At 37.1% G+C, this 22,530-nt stretch carries 22 protein-coding genes, 1 pseudogene and 1 other annotated feature; of the genes and pseudogenes, 20 read left to right on the forward strand and 3 right to left on the reverse strand.

Annotated features, from left to right (window positions below; genetic code table 11):
* Positions 1-33: 33 nt before the first annotated feature.
* On the reverse strand, positions 34-1,320 hold the full coding sequence (locus EUC40_RS05090) for a replication-associated recombination protein A (protein ID WP_156573948.1): 1,287 nt from the start codon (positions 1,318-1,320) through the stop codon (positions 34-36).
* Between the two features lie 291 nt (positions 1,321-1,611).
* Here EUC40_RS05090 and cymR point away from each other — a divergent pair, with 291 nt between their 5' ends.
* The 7 genes from cymR to EUC40_RS05125 all read left to right on the forward strand — a co-directional run bounded on the left by cymR (position 1,612) and on the right by EUC40_RS05125 (position 8,005).
* Positions 1,612-2,028, forward strand: coding sequence for a cysteine metabolism transcriptional regulator CymR (cymR, locus tag EUC40_RS05095; RefSeq protein WP_000704116.1), 417 nt, complete (start codon positions 1,612-1,614; stop codon positions 2,026-2,028).
* A 35-nt stretch (positions 2,029-2,063) separates the two neighbouring features.
* Entirely contained in the window at positions 2,064-3,209 is a 1,146-nt protein-coding gene (locus EUC40_RS05100) for a cysteine desulfurase family protein (protein WP_071712920.1), read from the forward strand.
* Positions 3,210-3,225: 16 nt separating this feature from the next.
* Positions 3,226-4,341: a tRNA 2-thiouridine(34) synthase MnmA gene (mnmA, locus tag EUC40_RS05105; RefSeq protein ID WP_156573950.1), complete on the forward strand. Its 1,116-nt coding sequence runs from the start codon at positions 3,226-3,228 to the stop codon at positions 4,339-4,341.
* A gap of 109 nt (positions 4,342-4,450) precedes the next feature.
* Positions 4,451-5,110 (forward strand): tetratricopeptide repeat protein, encoded by a 660-nt coding sequence (locus tag EUC40_RS05110; RefSeq protein ID WP_016086179.1) that lies wholly within the window; start codon positions 4,451-4,453, stop codon positions 5,108-5,110.
* 95 nt (positions 5,111-5,205) lie between these two features.
* Complete coding sequence (gene recD2, locus EUC40_RS05115; protein WP_156573952.1) at positions 5,206-7,542, forward strand: SF1B family DNA helicase RecD2; 2,337 nt, start codon at positions 5,206-5,208, stop codon at positions 7,540-7,542.
* 127 nt (positions 7,543-7,669) lie between these two features.
* Positions 7,670-7,858: a hypothetical protein gene (locus EUC40_RS05120; RefSeq protein WP_000469281.1), complete on the forward strand. Its 189-nt coding sequence runs from the start codon at positions 7,670-7,672 to the stop codon at positions 7,856-7,858.
* An 18-nt stretch (positions 7,859-7,876) separates the two neighbouring features.
* Complete coding sequence (locus tag EUC40_RS05125; protein WP_001026264.1) at positions 7,877-8,005, forward strand: YrzQ family protein; 129 nt, start codon at positions 7,877-7,879, stop codon at positions 8,003-8,005.
* Positions 8,006-8,039: 34 nt separating this feature from the next.
* On the opposite strand, the gene EUC40_RS05130 is transcribed toward EUC40_RS05125, so the two are convergent.
* Positions 8,040-8,252: a hypothetical protein gene (locus EUC40_RS05130; RefSeq protein ID WP_000242555.1), complete on the reverse strand. Its 213-nt coding sequence runs from the start codon at positions 8,250-8,252 to the stop codon at positions 8,040-8,042.
* Between the two features lie 176 nt (positions 8,253-8,428).
* Between EUC40_RS05130 and EUC40_RS05135 the strand changes: the two genes are divergently transcribed.
* Positions 8,429-9,496: an AI-2E family transporter gene (locus EUC40_RS05135; protein ID WP_071712922.1), complete on the forward strand. Its 1,068-nt coding sequence runs from the start codon at positions 8,429-8,431 to the stop codon at positions 9,494-9,496.
* Positions 9,497-9,539: 43 nt separating this feature from the next.
* Here the strand turns inward: EUC40_RS05135 and EUC40_RS05140 are convergent, their stop codons facing one another.
* On the reverse strand, positions 9,540-9,884 hold the full coding sequence (locus EUC40_RS05140; RefSeq protein ID WP_156573954.1) for a PH domain-containing protein: 345 nt from the start codon (positions 9,882-9,884) through the stop codon (positions 9,540-9,542).
* A 222-nt stretch (positions 9,885-10,106) separates the two neighbouring features.
* Positions 10,107-10,326, forward strand: a binding site (T-box leader).
* A 40-nt stretch (positions 10,327-10,366) separates the two neighbouring features.
* On the opposite strand from EUC40_RS05140, the pseudogene alaS reads away from it, so the two are divergent.
* The 12 genes and pseudogenes from alaS (at position 10,367) to EUC40_RS05200 (ending at position 22,519) form a co-directional block, all read left to right on the forward strand.
* A pseudogene (gene alaS / locus EUC40_RS05145) lies at positions 10,367-13,008 on the forward strand (alanine--tRNA ligase).
* A gap of 76 nt (positions 13,009-13,084) precedes the next feature.
* Entirely contained in the window at positions 13,085-13,351 is a 267-nt protein-coding gene (locus tag EUC40_RS05150; RefSeq protein WP_000348590.1) for an IreB family regulatory phosphoprotein, read from the forward strand.
* A 3-nt stretch (positions 13,352-13,354) separates the two neighbouring features.
* Positions 13,355-13,768, forward strand: a complete 414-nt coding sequence (gene ruvX, locus EUC40_RS05155) for a Holliday junction resolvase RuvX (protein ID WP_001221202.1) — start codon at positions 13,355-13,357, stop codon at positions 13,766-13,768.
* 12 nt (positions 13,769-13,780) lie between these two features.
* On the forward strand, positions 13,781-14,059 hold the full coding sequence (locus tag EUC40_RS05160; protein WP_000392246.1) for a DUF1292 domain-containing protein: 279 nt from the start codon (positions 13,781-13,783) through the stop codon (positions 14,057-14,059).
* Positions 14,060-14,276: 217 nt separating this feature from the next.
* Positions 14,277-15,347, forward strand: a complete 1,071-nt coding sequence (mltG, locus tag EUC40_RS05165; RefSeq protein ID WP_156573956.1) for an endolytic transglycosylase MltG — start codon at positions 14,277-14,279, stop codon at positions 15,345-15,347.
* Between the two features lie 203 nt (positions 15,348-15,550).
* Positions 15,551-16,192 (forward strand): O-methyltransferase, encoded by a 642-nt coding sequence (locus EUC40_RS05170; RefSeq protein ID WP_000389100.1) that lies wholly within the window; start codon positions 15,551-15,553, stop codon positions 16,190-16,192.
* 7 nt (positions 16,193-16,199) lie between these two features.
* Positions 16,200-17,129 carry a peptidase U32 family protein gene (locus EUC40_RS05175; protein ID WP_071712928.1) on the forward strand — a complete coding sequence of 310 codons (930 nt, stop codon included), beginning with the start codon at positions 16,200-16,202 and terminating at the stop codon, positions 17,127-17,129.
* An 18-nt stretch (positions 17,130-17,147) separates the two neighbouring features.
* Positions 17,148-18,428: a peptidase U32 family protein gene (locus EUC40_RS05180; protein WP_000217969.1), complete on the forward strand. Its 1,281-nt coding sequence runs from the start codon at positions 17,148-17,150 to the stop codon at positions 18,426-18,428.
* A 17-nt stretch (positions 18,429-18,445) separates the two neighbouring features.
* On the forward strand, positions 18,446-19,084 hold the full coding sequence (gene udk, locus EUC40_RS05185) for a uridine kinase (protein ID WP_000537081.1): 639 nt from the start codon (positions 18,446-18,448) through the stop codon (positions 19,082-19,084).
* Positions 19,085-19,361: 277 nt separating this feature from the next.
* A complete protein-coding gene (gene greA, locus EUC40_RS05190; protein ID WP_000179964.1) occupies positions 19,362-19,838 on the forward strand; it encodes a transcription elongation factor GreA in 477 nt (158 codons plus the stop codon).
* A gap of 159 nt (positions 19,839-19,997) precedes the next feature.
* Positions 19,998-20,678: a hypothetical protein gene (locus EUC40_RS05195; protein ID WP_156573958.1), complete on the forward strand. Its 681-nt coding sequence runs from the start codon at positions 19,998-20,000 to the stop codon at positions 20,676-20,678.
* Positions 20,679-20,764: 86 nt separating this feature from the next.
* Positions 20,765-22,519: a peptidoglycan D,D-transpeptidase FtsI family protein gene (locus EUC40_RS05200; RefSeq protein ID WP_156573960.1), complete on the forward strand. Its 1,755-nt coding sequence runs from the start codon at positions 20,765-20,767 to the stop codon at positions 22,517-22,519.
* Positions 22,520-22,530: the final 11 nt, after the last annotated feature.

The following is a 22,530-nucleotide window of genomic DNA, read 5'->3' on the forward strand; positions in this document are numbered from 1 at the left end:
GAAGCCTCCGTAATGGTGACGTTTTCGTTTATGTTACCCTTTATTTTTTGTTTTATTCGAACTTTGTAATCTTTCATACACAGTAGAAAGTGCTTGTTCAAATTTCCCTGTCGTTTTCGGTTTATAATATTGCTTGTTTTTAATTTTGTCAGGTAAGTATTGTTGTTGTACCCAGCCGTTTGGCTGATCATGTGGGTATAAGTATCCAATGCCTCTTCCAAGTGATTCGGCGCCTTTATAATGACTATCTTTTAAATGACTAGGGATATCACCTGTTTGTCCATTACGTAAATCGTGTAATGCGGCATCAAGTGCTTTATAAGCTGAATTTGATTTTGGTGATAAGCAAAGCTCGATAACGGCATTCGCAAGTGGTATGCGCGCCTCTGGGAACCCAACTCGTTCAGCTGATTCAATTGCTGCTAGTGTACGTGGTCCAGCCTGCGGGCTAGCGAGTCCAACATCTTCATATGCCATAATGAGTAGACGCCTACCGATACTTTGTAAGTCACCAGCTTCAATAAGACGTGCTAAATAATGGAGTGCTGCATTCACGTCACTTCCGCGTACTGATTTTTGAAATGCTGATAATACGTCATAATGAGCATCTCCACCTTTATCGTGAACGAAGCTCTTTTTTTGCAAGCATTCTTCTGCGATTTCTAGCGTAATCTCCGCAGCTTTGTCATCAGTTGTAAAGCTAGATAAAACAGCTAGTTCAAGTGCATTATAAGCGGAACGCATATCTCCGCCTGATGCATTTGCAAAGTGATGTAATGCTTCAGGCGTAACTGTTACATTATATTCTCCAAGACCTTTTTCTTTATCTTCAAGTGCTCGTTTTAAGCCAATTAAAAGATCATCTTCTGTTAATGCGTGTAATTCGAAGATTTGACAACGACTTCGAATAGCAGAATTAATAGCATGGTACGGATTACTCGTTGTTGCACCAATTAAAGTAAGAAGCCCACTTTCTAAATGAGGTAATAGAAAGTCCTGCTTTGCTTTATCTAGACGGTGCACTTCATCTAAAATTAAAACGAGATGTCGATGCATTTTTGCTTCTTGTACGACAACTTCCATATCTTTTTTATTATGGGTAACAGCGTTTAATAGACGAAACGGGGTACCAGTACTTCCTGCGATTGCGCTAGCGATTGATGTTTTTCCTGTACCTGGAGGCCCATATAAAATCATAGATTGAAAATGATTTGCTTGGACCATTCGCCATAAAATCTTACCTTCACCAACTAAATGCTGTTGCCCAATAATTTCTTGAATATTTGTAGGGCGCATTCGATGTGCGAGTGGTTGTTTCATATTGACCTTCTCCCTTAATGTATAATCTCACTCTATCGTATCATTTTTTGTAATGGAACTTGAAATAAGATGCTGTTTGTGGGGAAAATGAGTATAAATATTTTCATTTTTCTTTCAATTGTAATAATTTCCGAGTTTTTCAATGTGATTTTATGTTATCATTTTGATACACAAGTTGAAATTTCTTATAATACTATATTATGCTATAATTTCATAGGATTTTAAATTGTGTTCTTATATAAATAAGATATAACTAATAGAAGTGAAAATTTGAAAAGAGGTGCAAAATAGATGAAGATTTCAACGAAAGGCCGCTACGGCTTAACAATTATGATCGATCTTGCAAAAAAGTTTGGTGAAGGTCCGATTTCATTAAAATCAATTGCGCAGGCGCACGACTTATCGGAACATTACTTAGAGCAATTAATTTCACCGCTTCGTAACGCTCGTCTTGTAAAGAGTACGCGTGGTGCATATGGCGGATACGTGTTATCTGATCAGCCAGCTAACATTACAGCTGGAGATGTAATCCGTGTATTAGAGGGTCCGATTAGTGTTGTAGAAATGATTGAAGAAGAAGAACCAGCACAACGCCAATTATGGATGCGTGTTCGTGATGCGGTGCAAGAAGTGTTAGATAGTACAACGTTAGAAGATTTAGTACGTTATGAGGAAGAAAATCACGGGGGCTATATGTTTTACATTTAATTCCTTGTGAAACGATTTGGAAAGAAGGAGATTTAATGGAACGCATTTACTTAGATCATGCTGCGACATCTCCGACTCACCCAGAAGTGGTCGAAAAGATGATTCCATATATGACAGAAACATTCGGAAACCCTTCTAGTATTCACTTTTATGGACGTCAAACGCGCCATGCAGTAGATGAGGCGAGACGCGTGTGTGCACGGAGCATTCACGCAAATCCGAATGAAATTATATTTACGAGCGGTGGTACAGAAGCTGATAATTTAGCACTTATCGGTGTAGCGCGTGCGAACCGTCATAAAGGTAACCATATTATAACGACGCAAATTGAACATCATGCAATTTTGCATACATGTGAATTGTTAGAGCGTGAAGGGTTTGAAGTGACATATTTACCTGTTGATGAAACAGGACGCGTTCAAGTTTCTGACATACAAAAGGCATTAACAGAAGAGACAATTCTTGTATCTGTTATGTTTGGGAATAATGAAGTTGGGACGATGCAACCAATTGCGGAAATAGGTAAGCTGCTAAAAGAGCATCAAGCTTATTTCCATACAGATGCGGTACAAGCTTACGGTTTAGTAGAAATTAATGTGAAAGAGTTTGGTATTGATTTACTATCAATTTCAGCTCATAAAATTAACGGACCAAAAGGTGTAGGGTTCTTATACGCTGGTGCAAATGTGAAATTTGAACCGTTATTAATAGGCGGGGAGCAAGAAAGAAAACGCCGTGCTGGTACGGAAAATGTACCTAGTATTGTTGGGCTTCAGCATGCAATTTTTATAGCTGAAAAAACTCGTGAGCAAAAAAATGCCCAATATGAAGAGTTTAAAGATATAATGGTATCTGTCTTCAAAAATGAAGACATTACTTTCGAGGTAAACGGAAACTTGGAATATCGATTACCACATGTGTTGAATATAAGTTTTACAGGGATGAATATTGAACCGTTTCTTGTAAACTTAGACTTAGCTGGCATTGCAGTATCAAGCGGTTCGGCTTGTACAGCCGGTTCGATTGATCCATCACATGTATTAGTGGCGATGTTCGGGAAAGATTCCGATCAAATACGTTCATCCGTACGCTTTAGTTTCGGACTTGGAAATACGAAAGAGCAAATTGAGAAAGCGGCGTACGAAACAGTGAAAATCGTGAAGCGATTAACACAAAATTAGTATGGGAGGTGACATGATGAACAAACTACCTCACGAAACACGCGTTGTCATCGGGATGTCCGGTGGCGTCGATTCATCTGTAGCAGCTCTTTTATTAAAAGAGCAAGGTTATGATGTAATCGGAATTTTTATGAAAAACTGGGATGATACAGATGAGAATGGTGTCTGCACAGCAACAGAAGATTACAATGATGTAATTGAAGTGTGTAACCAAATCGGTATTCCGTATTATGCAGTAAACTTTGAAAAACAATATTGGGATAAAGTATTTACGTACTTCTTGGACGAGTACCGAGCTGGTCGTACACCAAACCCAGATGTAATGTGTAACAAAGAAATTAAATTCAAAGCCTTTTTAGAGCATGCAATTGCGCTTGGTGCGGATTATGTAGCGACAGGCCATTATGCACGTGTTGCTTATATGGACGGCGAATATAAAATGCTTCGCGGCGTTGATGACAATAAAGACCAAACGTACTTCTTAAATCAATTAAGCCAAGAGCAATTATCAAAAACAATGTTCCCATTAGGCGAATTAAAGAAACCGCAAATTCGTGAAATGGCGAAAGAAGCTGGTTTAGCGACGGCGGCGAAGAAAGATAGTACTGGTATTTGCTTCATTGGTGAGCGTAACTTTAAAGATTTCTTAAGTAACTATTTACCAGCACAACCAGGTGTGATGCAAACATTATCTGGCGAAGTGAAAGGGAAGCATGACGGTTTAATGTACTACACAATTGGCCAACGTCATGGCCTTGGTATTGGTGGTAACGGTGATCCGTGGTTTGCTGTTGGGAAAAACTTGAAAGAAAACATTTTATATGTTGATCAAGGATTCCATAACGAACTTCTATATGGCGATGAAGTTATTGCTACGAATGTAGGATGGGTAAGTAACGAAGTAAAAGAAGCAGAATTTAAATGCACAGCGAAATTCCGTTATCGTCAAGAAGACAACAAAGTAACGGTTCAAATCGTTGATGAAAATACAGTTCGTATTCTTTGTGACGAGCCAATTCGTGCAATTACACCAGGACAAGCAGTTGTTTTCTATGATGGGGATGAGTGCTTAGGCGGTGCTACAATCGATGAAGTATACCGTAGTGGTAATAAATTAGATTATTTAGGATAAACGAGAAGCCTCTGCCGATTAGCGGTTAGAGGTTTCTTTTACATAAAGCGAATTTTCGTTCGCTTGGAAAATACATTCTTTGTTATAATTTGTTGTAGAGGTGAAGGACATGTCAAACAAACTTGAAACAGGCATTCAATATATGCAAGAAGGAAACTGGGAAGAAGCGGCTAAAAATTTTACAGAAGCAATCGAAGAAAATCCGAAAGATGCGCTTGGCTACATTAACTTTGCGAATTTATTAGATGTATTAGGCGATAGTGAAAGAGCGATTTTATTTTATAAACGTGCATTAGAGTTAGATGATAAATCTGCAGCTGCTTATTATGGCTTAGGAAACGTATATTACGGTCAAGAGCAATTTGCAGAGGCTAAAGCTGTATTTGAACAAGCAATGCAAGCGGGATTACAATCAGCTGATGTAACATTTATGCTAGGTATCACACATGTGCAACTTGGAAATGATCGTCTTGCACTACCTTTCTTACAAAGAGCAACTGAATTAGATGAAAATGATGTAGAGGCTGTATTCCAGTGTGGACTTTGCTTCGCACGATTAGAGCACATTCAAGAGGCGAAACCTTATTTTGAAAAGGTATTAGAAATGGATGAAGAGCATGCAGATGCGTATTATAATTTAGGTGTTGCTTACGTATTTGAAGAAAATAACGAGAAGGCCCTTGCTCTATTTAAGAAAGCAACAGAAATTCAACCAGATCACTTTTTAGCTGGTAATGGTATTCGTTTATTAGAGCAAGAAGCTGAATAAGATGAATATGTAGTTTAATGGGTAGTTATCCCTCATCTAAAAAGGTGGGGGATGTACTGCTCATTAAAGTGAAAATATCGGGAAGGAGAGGAAAGATGGGAAATCAACATGCAATGGATTTGTTCGAGGAAGAGAAAAAATTTATAAAAGCGCAAGTTCTTCATACCATTTTCCACAACGAAGAAAACCTCTATTCCGTTGTCAGTATGAAAATCATTGAAACAAATGAAACGTACGATGAAAAAAAAGTACTGATAAACGGTCATTTTCCCCGCATGCATGAAGATGAAGTGTTTACATTGACAGGTCATTTTAAAGATCATCCAAAGTATGGGAAACAATATTTGGTTGAAACGTTTAAAAAAGAGTTGCCGCAAACAAAAGCCGGTATGGTGCAATATTTAGCGAGTGATTTATTTAAAGGCATAGGAAAGCGTACAGCTGAAAAAATTGTGGACCATCTTGGGGAACATGCTATTTCTAAAATTATGGATGATCCTGATGCGTTAAATGGTGTTGTCAACAAGCAAAAAGCGCAGGAAATATATGAGACAATCGTTGAGCATCAAGGGTTAGAGAAAGTAATGAGCTTTTTAAATGGTTACGGTTTTGGAACGAAGCTTTCTATTAAAATTTATCAGCAATATAAAGAGATGACATTAGAAGTGATTCGGAATAATCCATATCAACTTATCGAAGAGGTTGACGGGATTGGATTTGGAAGAGCAGATGATATAGGACGTGCGTTAGGGATATCGGGTAATCATGATGACCGTGTGCGGGCGGGATGTTTTTATACGTTAGAGAATGTATCCTTGCAACTTGGCCACGTTTATATGGGAAAAGATCAACTTGTAAGAGAAACGATGTCACTTTTAAATAATCAAGAAGGAAGAGTGACGGAGGAAGATATTATAGCCTGCGTTGAAATGATGCAAAGTGAAGGGAAAGTCATCATTGAAGAAGAACGAGTGTATTTAGCATCATTGTTCTACTCTGAAAAGGGTGTTGTAAAGTCTATTCGCAGGCTCATGAATCAAGAAGAAACACCTTCATTCCCTGAAGCGGAAGTGTTAAAGACATTAGGTGAAATTGAAGAACAGCTGAATGTACAATATGCACCATTTCAGCAAGAAGCAATTCAAACGGCGCTTCATAAGCCGATGATGCTATTAACAGGTGGACCAGGAACAGGAAAAACAACTGTTATTAAAGGTATTGTTGAAATGTATGCGTCACTTCACGGGTTATCGTTAAATCCGAATGAATATAGTGATGATAATCCATTTCCGATATTATTAACGGCTCCAACAGGAAGAGCAGCGAAGCGAATGAGCGAATCAACAGGACTTCCGGCTTGCACAATTCATCGTTTGCTTGGCTGGACGCCAGAAGGATCTTTTCAGCGCAATGAAACGGATCCGGTTCAAGGGAAGTTACTCATTATTGACGAGTTTTCGATGGTTGATATTTGGCTTGCAAATCAGCTGTTTAAGTCATTGCCGACAAACATTCAAGTTATCGTTGTAGGTGATGAAGATCAGTTACCATCTGTAGGACCTGGACAAGTGTTAAAAGATTTATTAAATGCAGGTGCAGTTCCGACAGTAAAGCTTACAGAAATTTATCGTCAAGCAGAAGGGTCATCTGTTATTCAACTTGCCCATGCAATAAAAGGCGGCACGCTTCCGCCAGATTTAGCGCAAAATAAAAAAGATCGTTCGTTTATTAGCTGTACAGGGGCTCAAATTGTTGAGGTTGTCAAAAAGGTTTGTGAAAATGCTAAGACAAAAGGTTTTAGTGCAAGAGATGTACAAGTATTAGCACCAATGTACCGCGGACCTGCTGGCATTAATGTACTGAATGAAGCGCTGCAACAAGTATTTAATCCGAAAAGGGAAAAGAGTAAAGAAATTGCTTACGGTGATGTTGTATACCGAAGAGGCGATAAAGTGCTGCAACTCGTCAATCAGCCAGAAAGCCAAGTGTTTAATGGTGATATTGGAGAAATTGTTTCGGTATTTTATGCGAAAGAAAATGTTGAACAACAAGATATGATTATCGTTTCATTTGATGGAATTGAAGTTACGTATACGAAACCAGATTTAAATCAAATTACACATGCATATTGCTGTTCCATTCATAAATCACAAGGTAGTGAATTTCCGATTGTGATTATGCCGATTGTAAAAAGTTACAACCGTATGTTACGTCGTAATTTAATTTACACGGGCATTACAAGAAGTAAGAAGTTCCTTATTATTTGCGGGGAGGAAGCTGCTTTCCAGTCTGGTGTAAATCGCCTTGATGATGCGATGCGTCAAACGACTTTAGCTAGTCGATTGCAGGAATCACAAGGAGAAGTACAGATGGTAACAGTTAATGGCGAAGAAATGGACGTGGAAAACATTTCACCGTATGATTTCATGTAACAAGGTGAAATTATATAGTGAAACTTTCAAACGTATAACGTTGAAAGGCTCCAGCAATGTATAAATGAACGCGGTTTGGACATAATGGCGAATAGAATCTGGGAGACTGTAAGGAGATGAAAGCCATATGTTCATTTGTCCAAATTGCAAAGGGAAAGACATTGGAAAAATAGGTGTCAACCAATTTTATTGCTGGAATTGTTATATCGAATTATCGGTTTCAAAGGGGAAAATCCATACGCATCAAGTAGAAGAAGATGGTTCGTTAAGCTCTCTTGATGATTTATTTGATGAGAATGAAAGAACGATCGGATAACGAAAAGGGGGATTTACTTTGAATATACGCAATTCATTAATCGCATTAGGTGTTGGAGCAGCAGCATATCAATATGCTCGCAAACAAGATGTATTTTCAAAACGCAATATGAAAAAAGCACGTAAGATGATTAAATCTTATTTATAAGCGTAAAAACTCCCTTCCTGATAAGGGAGTTTTTTTATGCGCTTGTATGCAAATATAACAGTCCAATTTCAGAGAAGAGATAAGATAGGCCGTAACATCCAACGCCAAGCATGCCGTAATGAAATAATTGCTTCGCTCTTTCTTTTCGTGAGGAACGAATAAAGAAACCTTTCCAAATACCAAACCCGATACAAACCCATTCAAGAATCATAAAAAGTGCAGATAATACAAGCATAAACAAAACCATAGCGAGCCCTCCTGATTATATTGTTCCATGTTGTACTCTCAGGGGTGGTTGTCCTTATTATGTTAAATATATGTACGTCTTTACAAAACAGTATTGTCTGTATGAAAAGATTTTAAAAGTTTTGCACATAACCTACCCTATTTATTTTCAAAATAAAGGTGGAGGAGGTTTTTCGTGTGAAGAATCTTAAAATCATTTGGATATATCGTTTAGGATTATTGTTACTTGTATTTCTTTGTTTGCTTGTCTTTTTAAAAATTAAGCCGCTATGGGCGCCGATTATTTTTGTATTTAAAGTGGCGATAACACCGTTTCTTATTGCGTGTTTTATTGCTTATTTATTGCATCCTTTAATTGAAAAAATTCATAAAGAGGGAATGCCCCGCACGCTTGCTATTTTGCTCATTTACATTCTGTTCTTTGGTGGGATTGGGTATGGGATTTATAAAGGAACACCGGTTGTTATTAAGCAGTTACAAGAGATTAATGAACAATTTCCGCAGTTTACAAAAATGTACGATTCTTGGATGGATGGGGTTACAGAACAAACAGCAAATTTCCCATCATTTATTCATGAAAAGGTGAAACAAATTTTTGGTGGTGTAGAAACGAAAATTCAAGCACTTTTAAATAAAGTGATGAGTACAGCTCGTGGTGTACTTGATTCGTTGCTCATTATTTTCTTAATACCGTTCATTGTATTTTACATATTAAAAGATTACGGTGAGTTTTATCATATATTTTGGAAACTAGTCCCGAGTAAATGGCGTAGTACGGGTCAAATGCTTGCGAAAGAAATTGATAAATCGCTCGGAAGTTATATTCGAGGACAGTTATTTGTTTGCTTAGTATTAGGGGGAGTATCTGTTCTTTCTTTTTGGTTTATTGGTATGAAGTATCCATTATTACTCGGTATTATTATTGGGGTAACGGATATAATCCCATACTTTGGTCCTATTTTAGGGGCGATTCCGACGTTGATGATTGCAGCGACGGTATCAACGAGTTTACTCATTAAGGCGGGAATTACGATCGCTATTTTGCAATTTTTGGAAAGTAACATTTTATCGCCTTATATCGTTGGTAAGTCGCTTCGAATGCATCCAGTTATTATTATGCTTGCATTACTAGTAGGAGGAGAGGTAGCTGGGATTGTTGGCTTGCTAGTATCGGTTCCTATTTTAGCTGTTATTCGTACAGTTATTGTGCATGTGAGACCTCTTTGGAAAAGAGAAGATGTTTAATGTGAAAGCCCTCTATTTATGGAATAGAGGGCTAATGATATATTTATTTAGAGAGCTGTTCGTATATTTTTTGAACGAGTGAGCTCACATCATTTGTTTGAATATGTTTTATTCTTTTCCATTCATTATCATACATAAATACAATTTGATTACTGAAAAGACGCTTCTGCTCTTTTAGATTAGAAATCTTTGCGAAAGAGTACTCTTCAAATAATGGGTTCTTACTTACATCTGGTCCGTAAAAGAAGAGCCGTTTATTCGTTAAAATTAATAGTCCTGGTCTTGCGACGGAACGATAAATAAATATATCTAATGAACATGCAGTGTACAATAATATCGTTTCGTCATTCGTTAACATATTTTTAGCTTTATTCAACAAGGTTGTCATTATAATCGCTCCTTTATTATTGATAATTTAATTATAACAAAAATATAATATTCAGAAAAGTTTATAGAAGTAGTGCAATTTGTTAATGAATGCATAATATATGAAAAGGCTGTTAAGAATGAATAGTAGAATAGCTATGATTAATAAGCGATTGATATAATATAAATGATTATCCACATTGACAAACTTAAGAGAATTCTATTATATTTAGTCATATAATACATTAAATCAATGACGGAACAAGTACGTTACAGTCCATTTATAGAGAGAAGCTTCCATATGGCTGAAAGAAGCTTTAAATGAAGGGTAACAGAAAGCTAATCCTGAGAGCAGCTAATCACTGCCGTCTTGCCACGTTACGGCACCATGAGGTGATGAATTGATTCGTATCGTAATCAATTCATAATTAGGGTGGTATCGCGAGTTAACTCTCGTCCCTTTTATAGGGGCGGGAGTTTTTTATATTTAAGGAGGAAAATACAATGAAACAACTAACAGGCGCTCAAATTCGTCAAATGTTTTTAGACTTTTTCCAAGAAAAAGGACATGCAGTAGAACCTAGTGCATCACTAGTTCCACACGAAGATCCATCTCTTCTTTGGATTAACAGTGGTGTAGCAACATTAAAAAATATTTTGATGGACGCGTAATCCCGCAAAATCCACGTATTACAAATGCTCAAAAATCAATTCGTACAAACGATATTGAAAACGTAGGAAAAACAGCTCGTCACCATACATTCTTTGAAATGTTAGGGAACTTCTCAATCGGTGATTACTTTAAAGAAGAAGCAATTACTTGGGCTTGGGAATTCTTAACGAGCGACAAATGGATCGGATTCGATAAGGAGTTATTATCAGTTACAATCCATCCAGAAGATGATGAGGCATTCACAATTTGGAATGAGAAAATGGGTGTTCCGAAAGAGCGCATTATCCGTTTAGAAGAAAACTTCTGGGATATCGGTGAAGGACCAAGTGGACCGAATACAGAGATTTTCTATGATCGCGGAGAAGCTTACGGTAATGACTTTAGTGATCCAGAACTATATCCGGGCGGAGAAAACGAGCGTTACTTAGAAGTATGGAACCTTGTATTCTCTCAATTTAATCATAATCCAGACGGTTCATATACACCACTTCCTAAGAAAAACATCGATACAGGGATGGGTCTAGAGCGTATGACATCTATCGTTCAAGATGTGCCTACAAACTTTGACACAGACTTATTCATGCCAATGATTGGTGCAACAGAAACAATCTCGGGTGAGAAGTATCGTAATGGTGACTTAGAAAAAGATATGGCGTTTAAAGTAATTGCTGACCATATCCGTACAGTAACATTCGCTGTTGGTGACGGTGCTCTTCCATCTAACGAAGGCCGTGGTTATGTATTACGTCGTTTATTACGCCGCGCGGTTCGTTACTCGAAGAAATTAAACATCAACCGTCCATTCATGTTTGAATTAGTATCGGTTGTTGGAGAAGTAATGAAAGACTTCTATCCGGAAGTACTTGAAAAGAAAGATTTCATCGAAAAAGTTGTGAAAAATGAAGAAGAGCGTTTCCATGAAACACTTCATGATGGTGAAGCAATTTTAGCTGAAGTTATTGCGAAAGCAAAAGAAGAAAAAACAACTGTTATTTCTGGAGTAGATGCATTCCGTCTATACGACACATACGGTTTCCCTATTGAATTAACAGAAGAATATGCAGAAGAAGCTGGAATGACAGTGGATCAAGCAGGTTTTGAAAGCGAAATGGAAAAACAACGTGAGCGCGCACGTGCTGCTCGTCAAGACGTTGATTCTATGCAAGTTCAAGGTGGTGTCCTTGGGGAAGTTAAAGTAGCAAGTGAATTCGTTGGTTACGGTACAGTTGCAACAGAAAGTAATGTTGTTGCACTTGTGAAAAACGGTGAATACACAGACAGCTTACAAGCTGGTGAAGAAGGACAATTAATGCTTGATGTAACACCATTCTATGCTGAGAGCGGTGGACAAATTGCAGACCGTGGTTACCTTCTTGCTGATGGCGTGAAAGTGCTTGTAAAAGACGTACAAAAAGCACCAAATGGTCAAAACTTACACAAAGTAGTTGTGGAAGAAGGTACATTAACGAAAGACGCGGCTGTGAAAGCTGTTATTGATACAAAGAATCGTAGTAGCGTTGTGAAAAACCATACAGCAACTCATTTACTACACCAAGCATTAAAAGATGTACTTGGAATGCACGTTAACCAAGCGGGTTCTCTTGTAACTTCTGAACGCCTACGCTTTGACTTCTCTCACTTCGGTCAAGTACAAGCTGACGAATTAGAAAAAATTGAGCGTATTGTAAACGAGAAAATTTGGGAAAGTATTGATGTTGAGATTTCTCAAAAAGCAATTGAAGAAGCGAAAGAAATGGGCGCAATGGCATTATTCGGTGAAAAATACGGTGATGTTGTACGCGTTGTACAAGTTGGCGATTACAGCTTAGAGCTTTGTGGTGGTTGTCACGTTGATAACACAGCTTCTATCGGTATTTTCAAAATCGTTGCTGAGTCTGGTATCGGTGCAGGAACTCGTCGTATTGAGGCAGTAACTGGTAAGTCTGCATACGAATTAATGAACGATCAAGTAGGCTTATTAAAAGAAGCAGCTGGAAAAATGAAAACAAATCCGAAAGATATTTTAACAAGAGTTGATGGTCTATTTGCTGAAGTGAAACAACTGCAAAAAGAAAACGAATCTCTTGCTGCGAAATTAAGCAATATCGAAGCTGGAAACTTAACGGATTCAGTAATGACAGTTGATGGCGTGAACGTATTAGCGGCGAAAGTAAACGTTGCAGATATGAACAACTTACGTACAATGATGGATGACCTGAAAAATAAATTAGAGTCAGCAGTTGTCGTATTAGCTTCTGTAAATGACGATAAAGTAAACATTCTAGCAGGTGTAACAAAAGACTTAATTAGTCAAGGTTACCATGCTGGTAAGCTTGTGAAAGAAGTAGCTTCTCGTTGCGGCGGTGGCGGTGGCGGCCGTCCTGATATGGCGCAAGCAGGCGGTAAAAACCCAGCTCAAGTTGAAGAAGCTTTAGCATTTGTACAAGAGTACGTTAAATCTGTTTCAAAATAAAGAGATAGTAGTGTACAATGGTAGGGAGAGGAGAAGTTCTTCTCCCTATACTTACTATATAAGTGAGGTGCTTGAAATGGACGGTTTTGATAAAACAATGAAGTTTAGCATTCAAGATGAAAAACAGAGTGTCCATGTAAACGATGTACTTTTAACTGTGTATGATGCACTTCAAGAAAAAGGTTATAATCCGATTAACCAAATCGTCGGTTATTTATTAAGTGGAGATCCAGCATACATACCTCGCCATAAAGATGCTCGAAGCATCATTCGCAAGCTTGAGCGTGATGAGTTAATCGAAGAGCTTGTGAAGTCTTACTTGAAACATCATCGTGAGGAGTAGTTTATGCGGATATTAGGTTTAGATGTAGGTACAAAAACAGTCGGAGTTGCAATGAGCGACGAAATGGGCTGGACTGCACAAGGACTGGAAACAATCAAGATTAACGAAGAACGAGGTCACTTTGGTTTTGACCGTATTTCTGAGTTAGTAAAGCAGTACAATGTGGACAAAATAGTAGTAGGTTTACCTAAAAATATGAATGGTACAATTGGCCCACGTGGTGAAGCGTGCCAGCAATTTGCAGAAAACCTACGAGAGCTGTTACAATTAGACGTTGTAATGTGGGACGAGCGTTTGTCAACGATGGCAGCGGAACGTCTGCTCATTTCAGCTGATGTAAGCCGTAAGAAGCGAAAGCAAGTAATCGATAAGATGGCTGCAGTCGTAATCTTACAAGGATTTTTAGATAGTAAATAAGAGGTGACCAAAATGGAAGAAAATCAAATTACAATTGTAGACGAAAAAGGTAACGAACATTTATGTGAAATTATTTTCACTTTTGATGCTGAAAAATTTGGCAAAAAATCATACGTAGTCTTCTCTCCAATCGGTGAAGTAGACGAAGATGGAGATCAAATTTATGATGCAATGGCTTATGAGCAAAATGAAGAAGAGGGCGGAAGTTTACTTCCAATCGAATCTGAAGAAGAGTGGGAAATGGTACAAGAAATGTTCAACACTCTAGCTGATGAGCAAGAAGCTGAATAATAAGTACTGAAAAGGTGGACGATATATCGTCCATCTTTTTTTATATGTAAAATGAAAGATTTTTTGTCGAAACTGCGTAATCCTTTGTAGTATAATGAGACGGATTGTAGAAAAATAAAGTATCTGTCAAAAATGATAGGTAAGTTTATTGTGATTTTTCATCGTGTTGTATAGAAAGATGTACATATGGCCTACAATTGAATAAGGAGGAAGAGTTTTGGTAGAGAATCAAGTGAAAAAGAAGCGTAGACGCATTTTTTTATTTTCGATTATTGCACTGCTTTTAGTTTGTGGTTCAGTCTATGCGTATATTTCATCGGCATTAGGACCAGTTGATAGCGGGAATAAAAAAGAGATTGAAGTAGAAATTCCAAAGGGATCATCTACTAGTAAGATTGGTGAGATTTTAGAAGAAAAAGGTGCTGTGAAAAACGGTACAGTTTTTAGTTTTTATACAAAGGCTAAATCAAAAAATTTACAAGCTGGTACATATTTGTTGAATCCTTCAATGAGTGTTACAGATGTTATTGAACAAATGTCATCTGGTAATGTACATCGTCCAGCTCTTTATAAAGTGACGATAAAAGAAGGGGCGCAAGTAACTGAAATTGCAGAAGCGGTTGCAAGCGAATTAAAGTGGAATAAAGATGATGTTGTACGTCAATTAAACGATAAAGCATTTATTCAAAAAATGCAGCAAAAGTATCCGAAGTTATTAACGGATAAAATCTTTGATAGCAATATTAAATACCCGTTAGAAGGGTATTTATACCCTGCGACATATTCTTTCTATAAGAAAGATACGACGCTAGAGGAAGTTGTAATTCCGATGCTTGAGAAAACGAATGCAATCATTGTTCAAAACGAGGGGAAAATGAAAGCGAAGAACTGGGATGTTCATCAGCTTTTAACATTATCTTCCCTTATTGAGGAAGAGGCAACTGGTTTTACAGATCGTCAAAAGATATCCAGTGTGTTCTATAATCGTTTAGCAAAAGGGATGCCGCTTCAAACGGATCCAACGGTATTATACGCACTTGGAAAGCATAAGCAACGTGTATTATACGAAGATTTAAAAGTAAACTCACCGTACAATACGTATGTTGTGAAAGGATTGCCAGTGGGACCAATTGCAAACTCTGGTAAACATTCAGTAGAAGCAGCATTAGAACCGGCGCAAACAGATTATTATTATTTCTTAGCTGCACCAAGTGGTGAAGTGTATTATGCGAAAACATTAGAAGAGCATAATGCATTAAAGCAAAAATATATTACGAAAAAACAGTGAAATGGGGAGGGATAGCGAAAAAGGTCGCACATCCCTCTTTTTTGTGGTAAAATATATCGGGTTAAAAACTGGCAGAAGAATCGTTTTTAATATCAAAACGGGACGTACAAGCTAAGGGTGAAGCTGGCTTGTATTTTTATTGCATTCTATGTGTGAAAAGACGTCATAGAGGCACTTCTCCATGTAAATAAGGAGGACCATTTATGGAGGATGCAGTTAACGAGTACCTATTATCATTTATTGATCCGAAAGATAAATTAATTCTGGAAATGGAAGAATATGCAACAGAAAATCATGTGCCGATTATGGATCGACTTGGAATGGAATTTATGCTGCAATTTTTACGTTTAATTGGACCGAAAAGCATTTTAGAGCTTGGTACGGCAATTGGCTATTCTAGTATTCGTATGATGCAAGCTATTCCAAATTCACGTATTGTGACAGTTGAGCGCAATCGTGAACGATATGAAAAAGCACTTGAATATATAGAGCGTTCCCCAGTAAAAGAACGTATTTCAGTTATATACGGTGATGCGTTAGAAACGGGCGAACAAGTAAAAGAACACGGAACATTTGACGTTATTTTTATTGATGCAGCAAAAGGACAATATCGTCGCTTTTTTGACTTATATGAACCGTTATTAAATCCTGGTGGCGTAATTATTTCAGATAATGTTATGTATCATGGACTTGTAACGACTAAAGAGAAGATTGAAAACAGACGTACACGTGGTTTAATCCGTCGTATTAAGACGTACAATGAATGGCTTATGAACCATGAAGGATATGATACAACGATTTTCCCAATTGGTGATGGAGTAGCTGTTAGTAAAAAGAGAGGGTGACCGAGGTATGAAGAAACCTGAATTGTTAGTAACGCCAAAAACATTGGCGGATATCGAACCTCTTGCGAAAGCAGGGGCAGATGCGGTAATGATCGGTGAGCAAAAGTTTGGTTTACGTTTAGCAGGGGAATTTGCACGTGAAGACGTAAAACAAGCTGTTCATATTGCGCATGAAAATGGTGTGAAAGTATACGTAGCAATGAATGCTATGTTCCACAACGATAAAGTAGAAGAGTTAACAGATTATGTTGCATTTTTAAACGAAGTAAATGTAGATGCGATTGTTTTCGGAGATCCAGCGGTATTAATGGCCGTTCGCGAAGTAGCGCCAAATATGCAGTTGCACTGGAATACAGAAACGACAGCAACAAACTGGTTTACTTGTAACTACTGGGGACAAAGAGGAGCAAAACGTGCTGTATTAGCTCGTGAGCTTAGCTTAGATGAAATTGTTGAATTAAAAGAAAATGCTGAAGTGGAGCTTGAAGTACAAATTCACGGTATGACTTGCATGTTCCAATCGAAGCGTTCACTAGTAGGAAACTACTTTGAGTATCAAGGACGTAATCTTGACATTGAAAAGAAAAAATATGAAGAGAATATGTTCTTATATGATCCAGAGCGTAACAATAAATATCCAATTTATGAAGATGAAAATGGTACTCATATTATGAGCCCAAATGATATTTGTTTCATCGATGAATTAGAAGAACTAATCGATGGTGAAGTAGATAGCTTTAAAATCGACGGTGTACTAAAAAGTTCTGAATACATTATCGAAGTAACGAAAAAATATCGTAAAGCAATTGATTTATGTGTAGAAGATCGTGATGCGTATTATGACGTGAAAGACGACTTATATAAAGAGATAGAAGAAATGCAACCAGTAAATCGTCCGTTAGATACAGGATTCTTCTTTAAAGAAACGGTTTACTAAACGAGGAGGGTGTAGGACATGACTGTACAAGAAATTTCACGAGTGATCGATGGCAAACGCGTTATTGTGAAGAAACCTGAACTGTTAATCCCCGCGGGTAATTTAGAAAAATTAAAAGTAGCTATCCATTACGGGGCAGATGCTGTATATTTAGGTGGACAAGAATTTGGTCTTCGTTCGAATGCAGGTAACTTTACGCTGGAAGAAATGGCAGAAGGCGTTGAATTTGCAAAGAAATATGGAGCAAAAATATATGTAACGACAAATATCTTTGCACATAATGAGAATATGGACGGGCTAGAGGAATATTTAAAAGGGATTGAAAAAGCTGGCGTAACGGGAATTATCGTTGCCGATCCGCTTATTATTGAGACGTGTAAACGTGTAGCGCCTTCTGTTGAGGTGCATTTAAGTACACAGCAATCACTATCCAACTGGAAAGCAGCACAGTATTGGAAAGAAGAAGGTTTACATCGTCTTGTATTAGCTCGTGAAGCAAGCTATGAAGAAATGAAAGAAATTAAAGAAAAAGTGGATATTGAAATTGAAGCATTCGTCCATGGTGCAATGTGTATCGCTTATTCAGGAAGATGTACATTAAGTAACCATATGACAGCGCGTGACTCTAACCGTGGTGGTTGTTGTCAGTCTTGTCGCTGGGACTACGATTTAGTTCAAACAGTATCACAACATAAAGATGCAAAAGAGCTGCCTCTATTCCAAGAAGAAGATGCTCATTTTGCAATGAGTCCAAAAGATTTAAATTTAATTTTATCAATACCGAAAATGATTGAAATTGGAATTGATAGCTTAAAGGTTGAAGGACGTATGAAATCAATCCATTATGTAGCGACTGTAGCAACTGTATATCGCAAAGTAATTGATGCGTATTGTGCGGATCCAGATAACTTTGAGTTTAAACAAGAATGGTTAGATGAGCTTGATAAATGTGCAAACCGTGATACAGCTCCTGCATTCTTTGAAGGGGTTCCAGGACATCAAGAGCAAATGTTTGGAAATCATAGTAAGAAAACAACGTATGATTTTGCTGGTTTAGTGTTAGATTATAATGAAGAAACGGGCATCGTAACGATTGAGCAACGTAATCATTTCAAACCAGGACATGAAGTGGAGTTCTTTGGACCAGAAATAGAAAACTTTACGCAAACGGTGGAGAAAATTTGGGATGAGGATGGAAACGAATTAGATGCAGCGAGACATCCGTTGCAAATCGTGAAATTCAAAGTGGATCAACCAGTGTATGTGAATAATATGATGCGCAAAAGCATACTTCAATAAGAAAGAGTGATAGTCGAATGGGGACGAATAAGCCTGTTGTAATTGGAATTGCTGGTGGTTCGGGATCAGGTAAAACGAGTGTAACGAAAGCGATTTTTGACCATTTTAAAGGTCATTCTATTTTAATCTTAGAGCAAGATTATTATTACAAAGATCAAAGCCATTTACCAATGGAAGAGCGTTTAAAAACAAATTATGATCATCCGCTTGCGTTTGATAATGATCTGTTAATTGAACATTTGCAGCAGTTGCTTGCATATGAGCAAATTGATAAGCCTGTATATGACTATACATTGCATACGCGTTCAGAAGAAGTCATTCCAGTTGAGCCGAAAGATGTAATCATTTTAGAAGGAATTCTTATTTTAGAAGACCCACGTCTTTGTGAGTTAATGGACATTAAGCTATTTGTTGATACAGATGCGGACCTTCGTATCTTACGCCGCATGCAGCGCGACATTAAAGAGCGTGGTCGTACGATGGATTCAGTTATTGATCAATACGTAAATGTTGTACGTCCAATGCACAATCAATTTATTGAGCCTTCTAAGAAATTTGCGGATATTATTATTCCTGAAGGTGGACAAAACCACGTTGCAATTGATATTATGGTGACAAAAATTGCAACAATTCTTGAACAAAAAGTAAATTTGTAATAGCATAGTAAAAGATATACGATAGGAAGGGATTTTTTCCCTTCCTATCGAATACAATGAAACATGCAACCTCATCTATATATAGGTGAGGGCATATTTATATCAACTTTCCATACATATCTTCTTTATATAAAGAAGAATTGGAAATACGGGGTTGTATGTGACAACTCCGCTAGTGCAGGCGTGCTAGAAACCTCCGCTCTACATATAAGCGGGGGAGTTTTCATATGGAACTCCTCTTTTTTCGGGGGATTGGTATATAAAAGGAGTGGAAAATATGGCAACAGAAAAAACATACCCTATGACGCAAGAGGGTAAGCAAAAGCTAGAGAACGAACTTGAGGATTTAAAAACGGTAAAACGTAAAGAGGTTGTAGAGCGCATTAAGATTGCACGTAGCTTCGGAGATCTTTCTGAGAACTCTGAGTACGATGCGGCGAAAGATGAGCAAGCGTTCGTAGAAGGACGTATTACACAATTAGAAAACATGATTCGTAACGCAGTTATCATCACAGATAACGGCGAAGAATCTACTGTTGTTACATTAGGTAAAACAGTAACATTTAAAGAATTACCAGGTGGAGATGAAGAATCTTACACAATCGTAGGTAGCGCAGAAGCAGACCCATTTGAAGGAAGAATTTCTAACGATTCTCCAATCGCAAAAAGCTTATTAGGTAAGCAAATTGGTGAAAAAGTAGCAATTCAAACACCAGGTGGAGAAATGCAAGTAGAGATTATCTCTGTAAAATAAAAAAAGATTCTCCCTCGGGAGAATCTTTTTTTATTTTATCTGTAGAATGGAAAAATGTATGGACATTCGAATGATTCGACAGGAAATGTCAAAAAAATACTTTAAGCTTTGATATCATAATTAGGGACTATAGGTTTTAATAGGGAAAAGGGGCTAATTATGAAACATAAAATCTTTACAGGGCTGGTTTGTAGTATATCTATATTAGGGCTCGTTGCATGTGGAACGAATGAGGAAACTACATCATCAAAGGGCGAAAAAATAAAGCAAGAAGAAAAAAAGGATACTAGAGCAACTGAGGGTTCAAAAAGCGTAGAAAATCCACAAGATAAAAAGGAATTTGATGATTTTGATGTAGCATATCAATTAGCTATTGTGATGAAAATATTTCAAAATGTAACAATTAAGTATGATTATGCGATTGGGAATCCAGATTATTTATTGCGAGACTCAATGGACCAAAAAACAATAGATGACATGAAGAATATGTTGCAAGAACAGGCGAAGAATAATGATAAAATTTTAAAGAATGAAGTAAATCAAGCATATACATATTTGAAACAATCGAAAGTAAGTAATAAAGATGATATTCAAAAAATAATAGATGCAGAAAATAATTACTTACAAATTGTAGATAAAATGATTGCTTGTATTGATTCTGTAACAGTCGAGAATGCTAAAGAAAAAAGAAGTGAAATGAATAATTTAAGTGAGGAATATTTAAAAGTAGCGGCTAACGTAACCACTACTGTAATTGAAGTTGCCAAAAACACTGGGGTGAATGAAGCAGAATTTAAATCGCTTCTTATGAAATTTCTAGAGCAGCCAAAGAAGCAATAACAGCTTATGTAATATGTATTTTTGTTTTGTAGCTTGTATAAATAAAATGGTACCTCGTCTAAACTACAATAGACGAGGTGTTTTTTATGAAAATAAAACGGAGAATTACAATTGTATTAATTTGTTTTATATGTGTTATGTTTTTATTACTTTGTCGTTTAATTCAAATACAAATTATAGATACAGAATCATTTACAGATCGCAAGATTAATTTAATTGAAAAAAGTGTTACGCAACGGACGCAATCTATTACGATAGATGATGGAAGAGGGCGTTTTATATATCAGAACGGTAAGGAAATAGATGAGGAAAAGTATCCGGTATTAATTATTTTTCCATTTTTACAAATAAAAAATGGCATGTTAGAGAAAATTGCGCATATCATTGGTTTGTCGAGACAAGAGATCGAAAATCAAATGAAAGATAAGAAAAATGCCTTTGTATTGCAAAGAGGAACTGGTCCATTTCGATTGACACAAGAGCACATGGAAAAGGTGAATCAATTAAATGTATTAGGTGTTGTAGCAGCCGAAGTTCGATTAAAGCAAACTGGAGCGATGAATCATTTAATTGGCGATGTGGGAGAGAATGAACAAGAATTTCAAAAGCGATACGGAGAAGTGAAAAAAATTTCAAAGCAAATGCCAATCGGTATTTCTGGATTACAGCAATCATTTGATGAATTTCTATTGACTGATGGAGAGGCAAAAGTATTGTATCAAGTGGATCGACAAGGAGAACCGATTTTTGGAAAACAAGCAAAATATACTTCACCTGGAAATCCATTTTATCCAGTTACGATTCAAACTACGTTACATAAAGAATTGCAGCAAAAAGCAGAAGAGGCAATTGAAGAAAGTGAAATAAAGAAGGGGGGATTAGTATTACTTGATGTAAAGAAGAATGAAATTTTGGCGATGGTCAGCAAACCATCTGTACAGATGAAAGACAAAAATTTATATAAGACTACACTTGAGAATCAAATGTTAACACCACATTTTCCGGGCTCTGTTTTTAAAACAGTAGTTGCAGCAGCAGTGATTGATCAAAATGTGAATGTGTTTAACCGCACATTCAATTGTGATAAAGATTTATATGGTGAAAACCGTCCACAAGTTATGATGGGCACAATTAGTTTTAAAGAGAGCTTTGCTAGAAGCTGTAATAGGACATTTTCAGAGTTAGGTAATGAGCTAATGCAAAAGGATAGGGAGGTGCTAGAAACTTACGTAGCGGCTTTAGGGGGCGCTGAAAAGGTTGGATGGAAAGGTTCAGTGTTTCATACAGCGCATTTTGAGCAAATGCCTGAGGAGAAAGGTGCTACTATTTGGCGGAGTGAAGTAAATAAGAATAGTAATAAAGCGATAGCACAAACAGCAATTGGACAGAAAGATGTACGTATATCACCTTTAGCGATTGCAAATATGATGGCGACGATTGCTAGAAACGGAGAAAAGATGGAAGTGAAAGCTGTTGAGAAAATAGTGTATAAAAATGGAACGGATTTTTTTACATTTGAAAACCATACATTAAATGGAAAACAGCTTTCGTATGAAACAGTGAAAACATTACAGGAGTTATTAAGGAGTGTTGTAACGGCGGGAAAAGGAACAGGAGCAGCATTCAGGTCGTTACCATTAAGTGTCGCTGGAAAATCTGGGACAGCACAAACAGGAAAGGGAACGAAAGTGAATCGCTGGTTTGCAGGTTATTTTCCATATGAACACCCAAGATATGCTTTAGTTGTCGTTGATATAGAAACTGATAGTAATGTAAATAAAGTTACACCTGTTTTTAAAGATATTGTAGAGGAAATCTATCGATTAGAGAATGAAAAGTAATCTTGCAATTT

This window comes from Bacillus luti (assembly GCF_009739945.1).
Classification (GTDB): Bacteria; Bacillota; Bacilli; order Bacillales; family Bacillaceae_G; genus Bacillus_A; species Bacillus_A luti.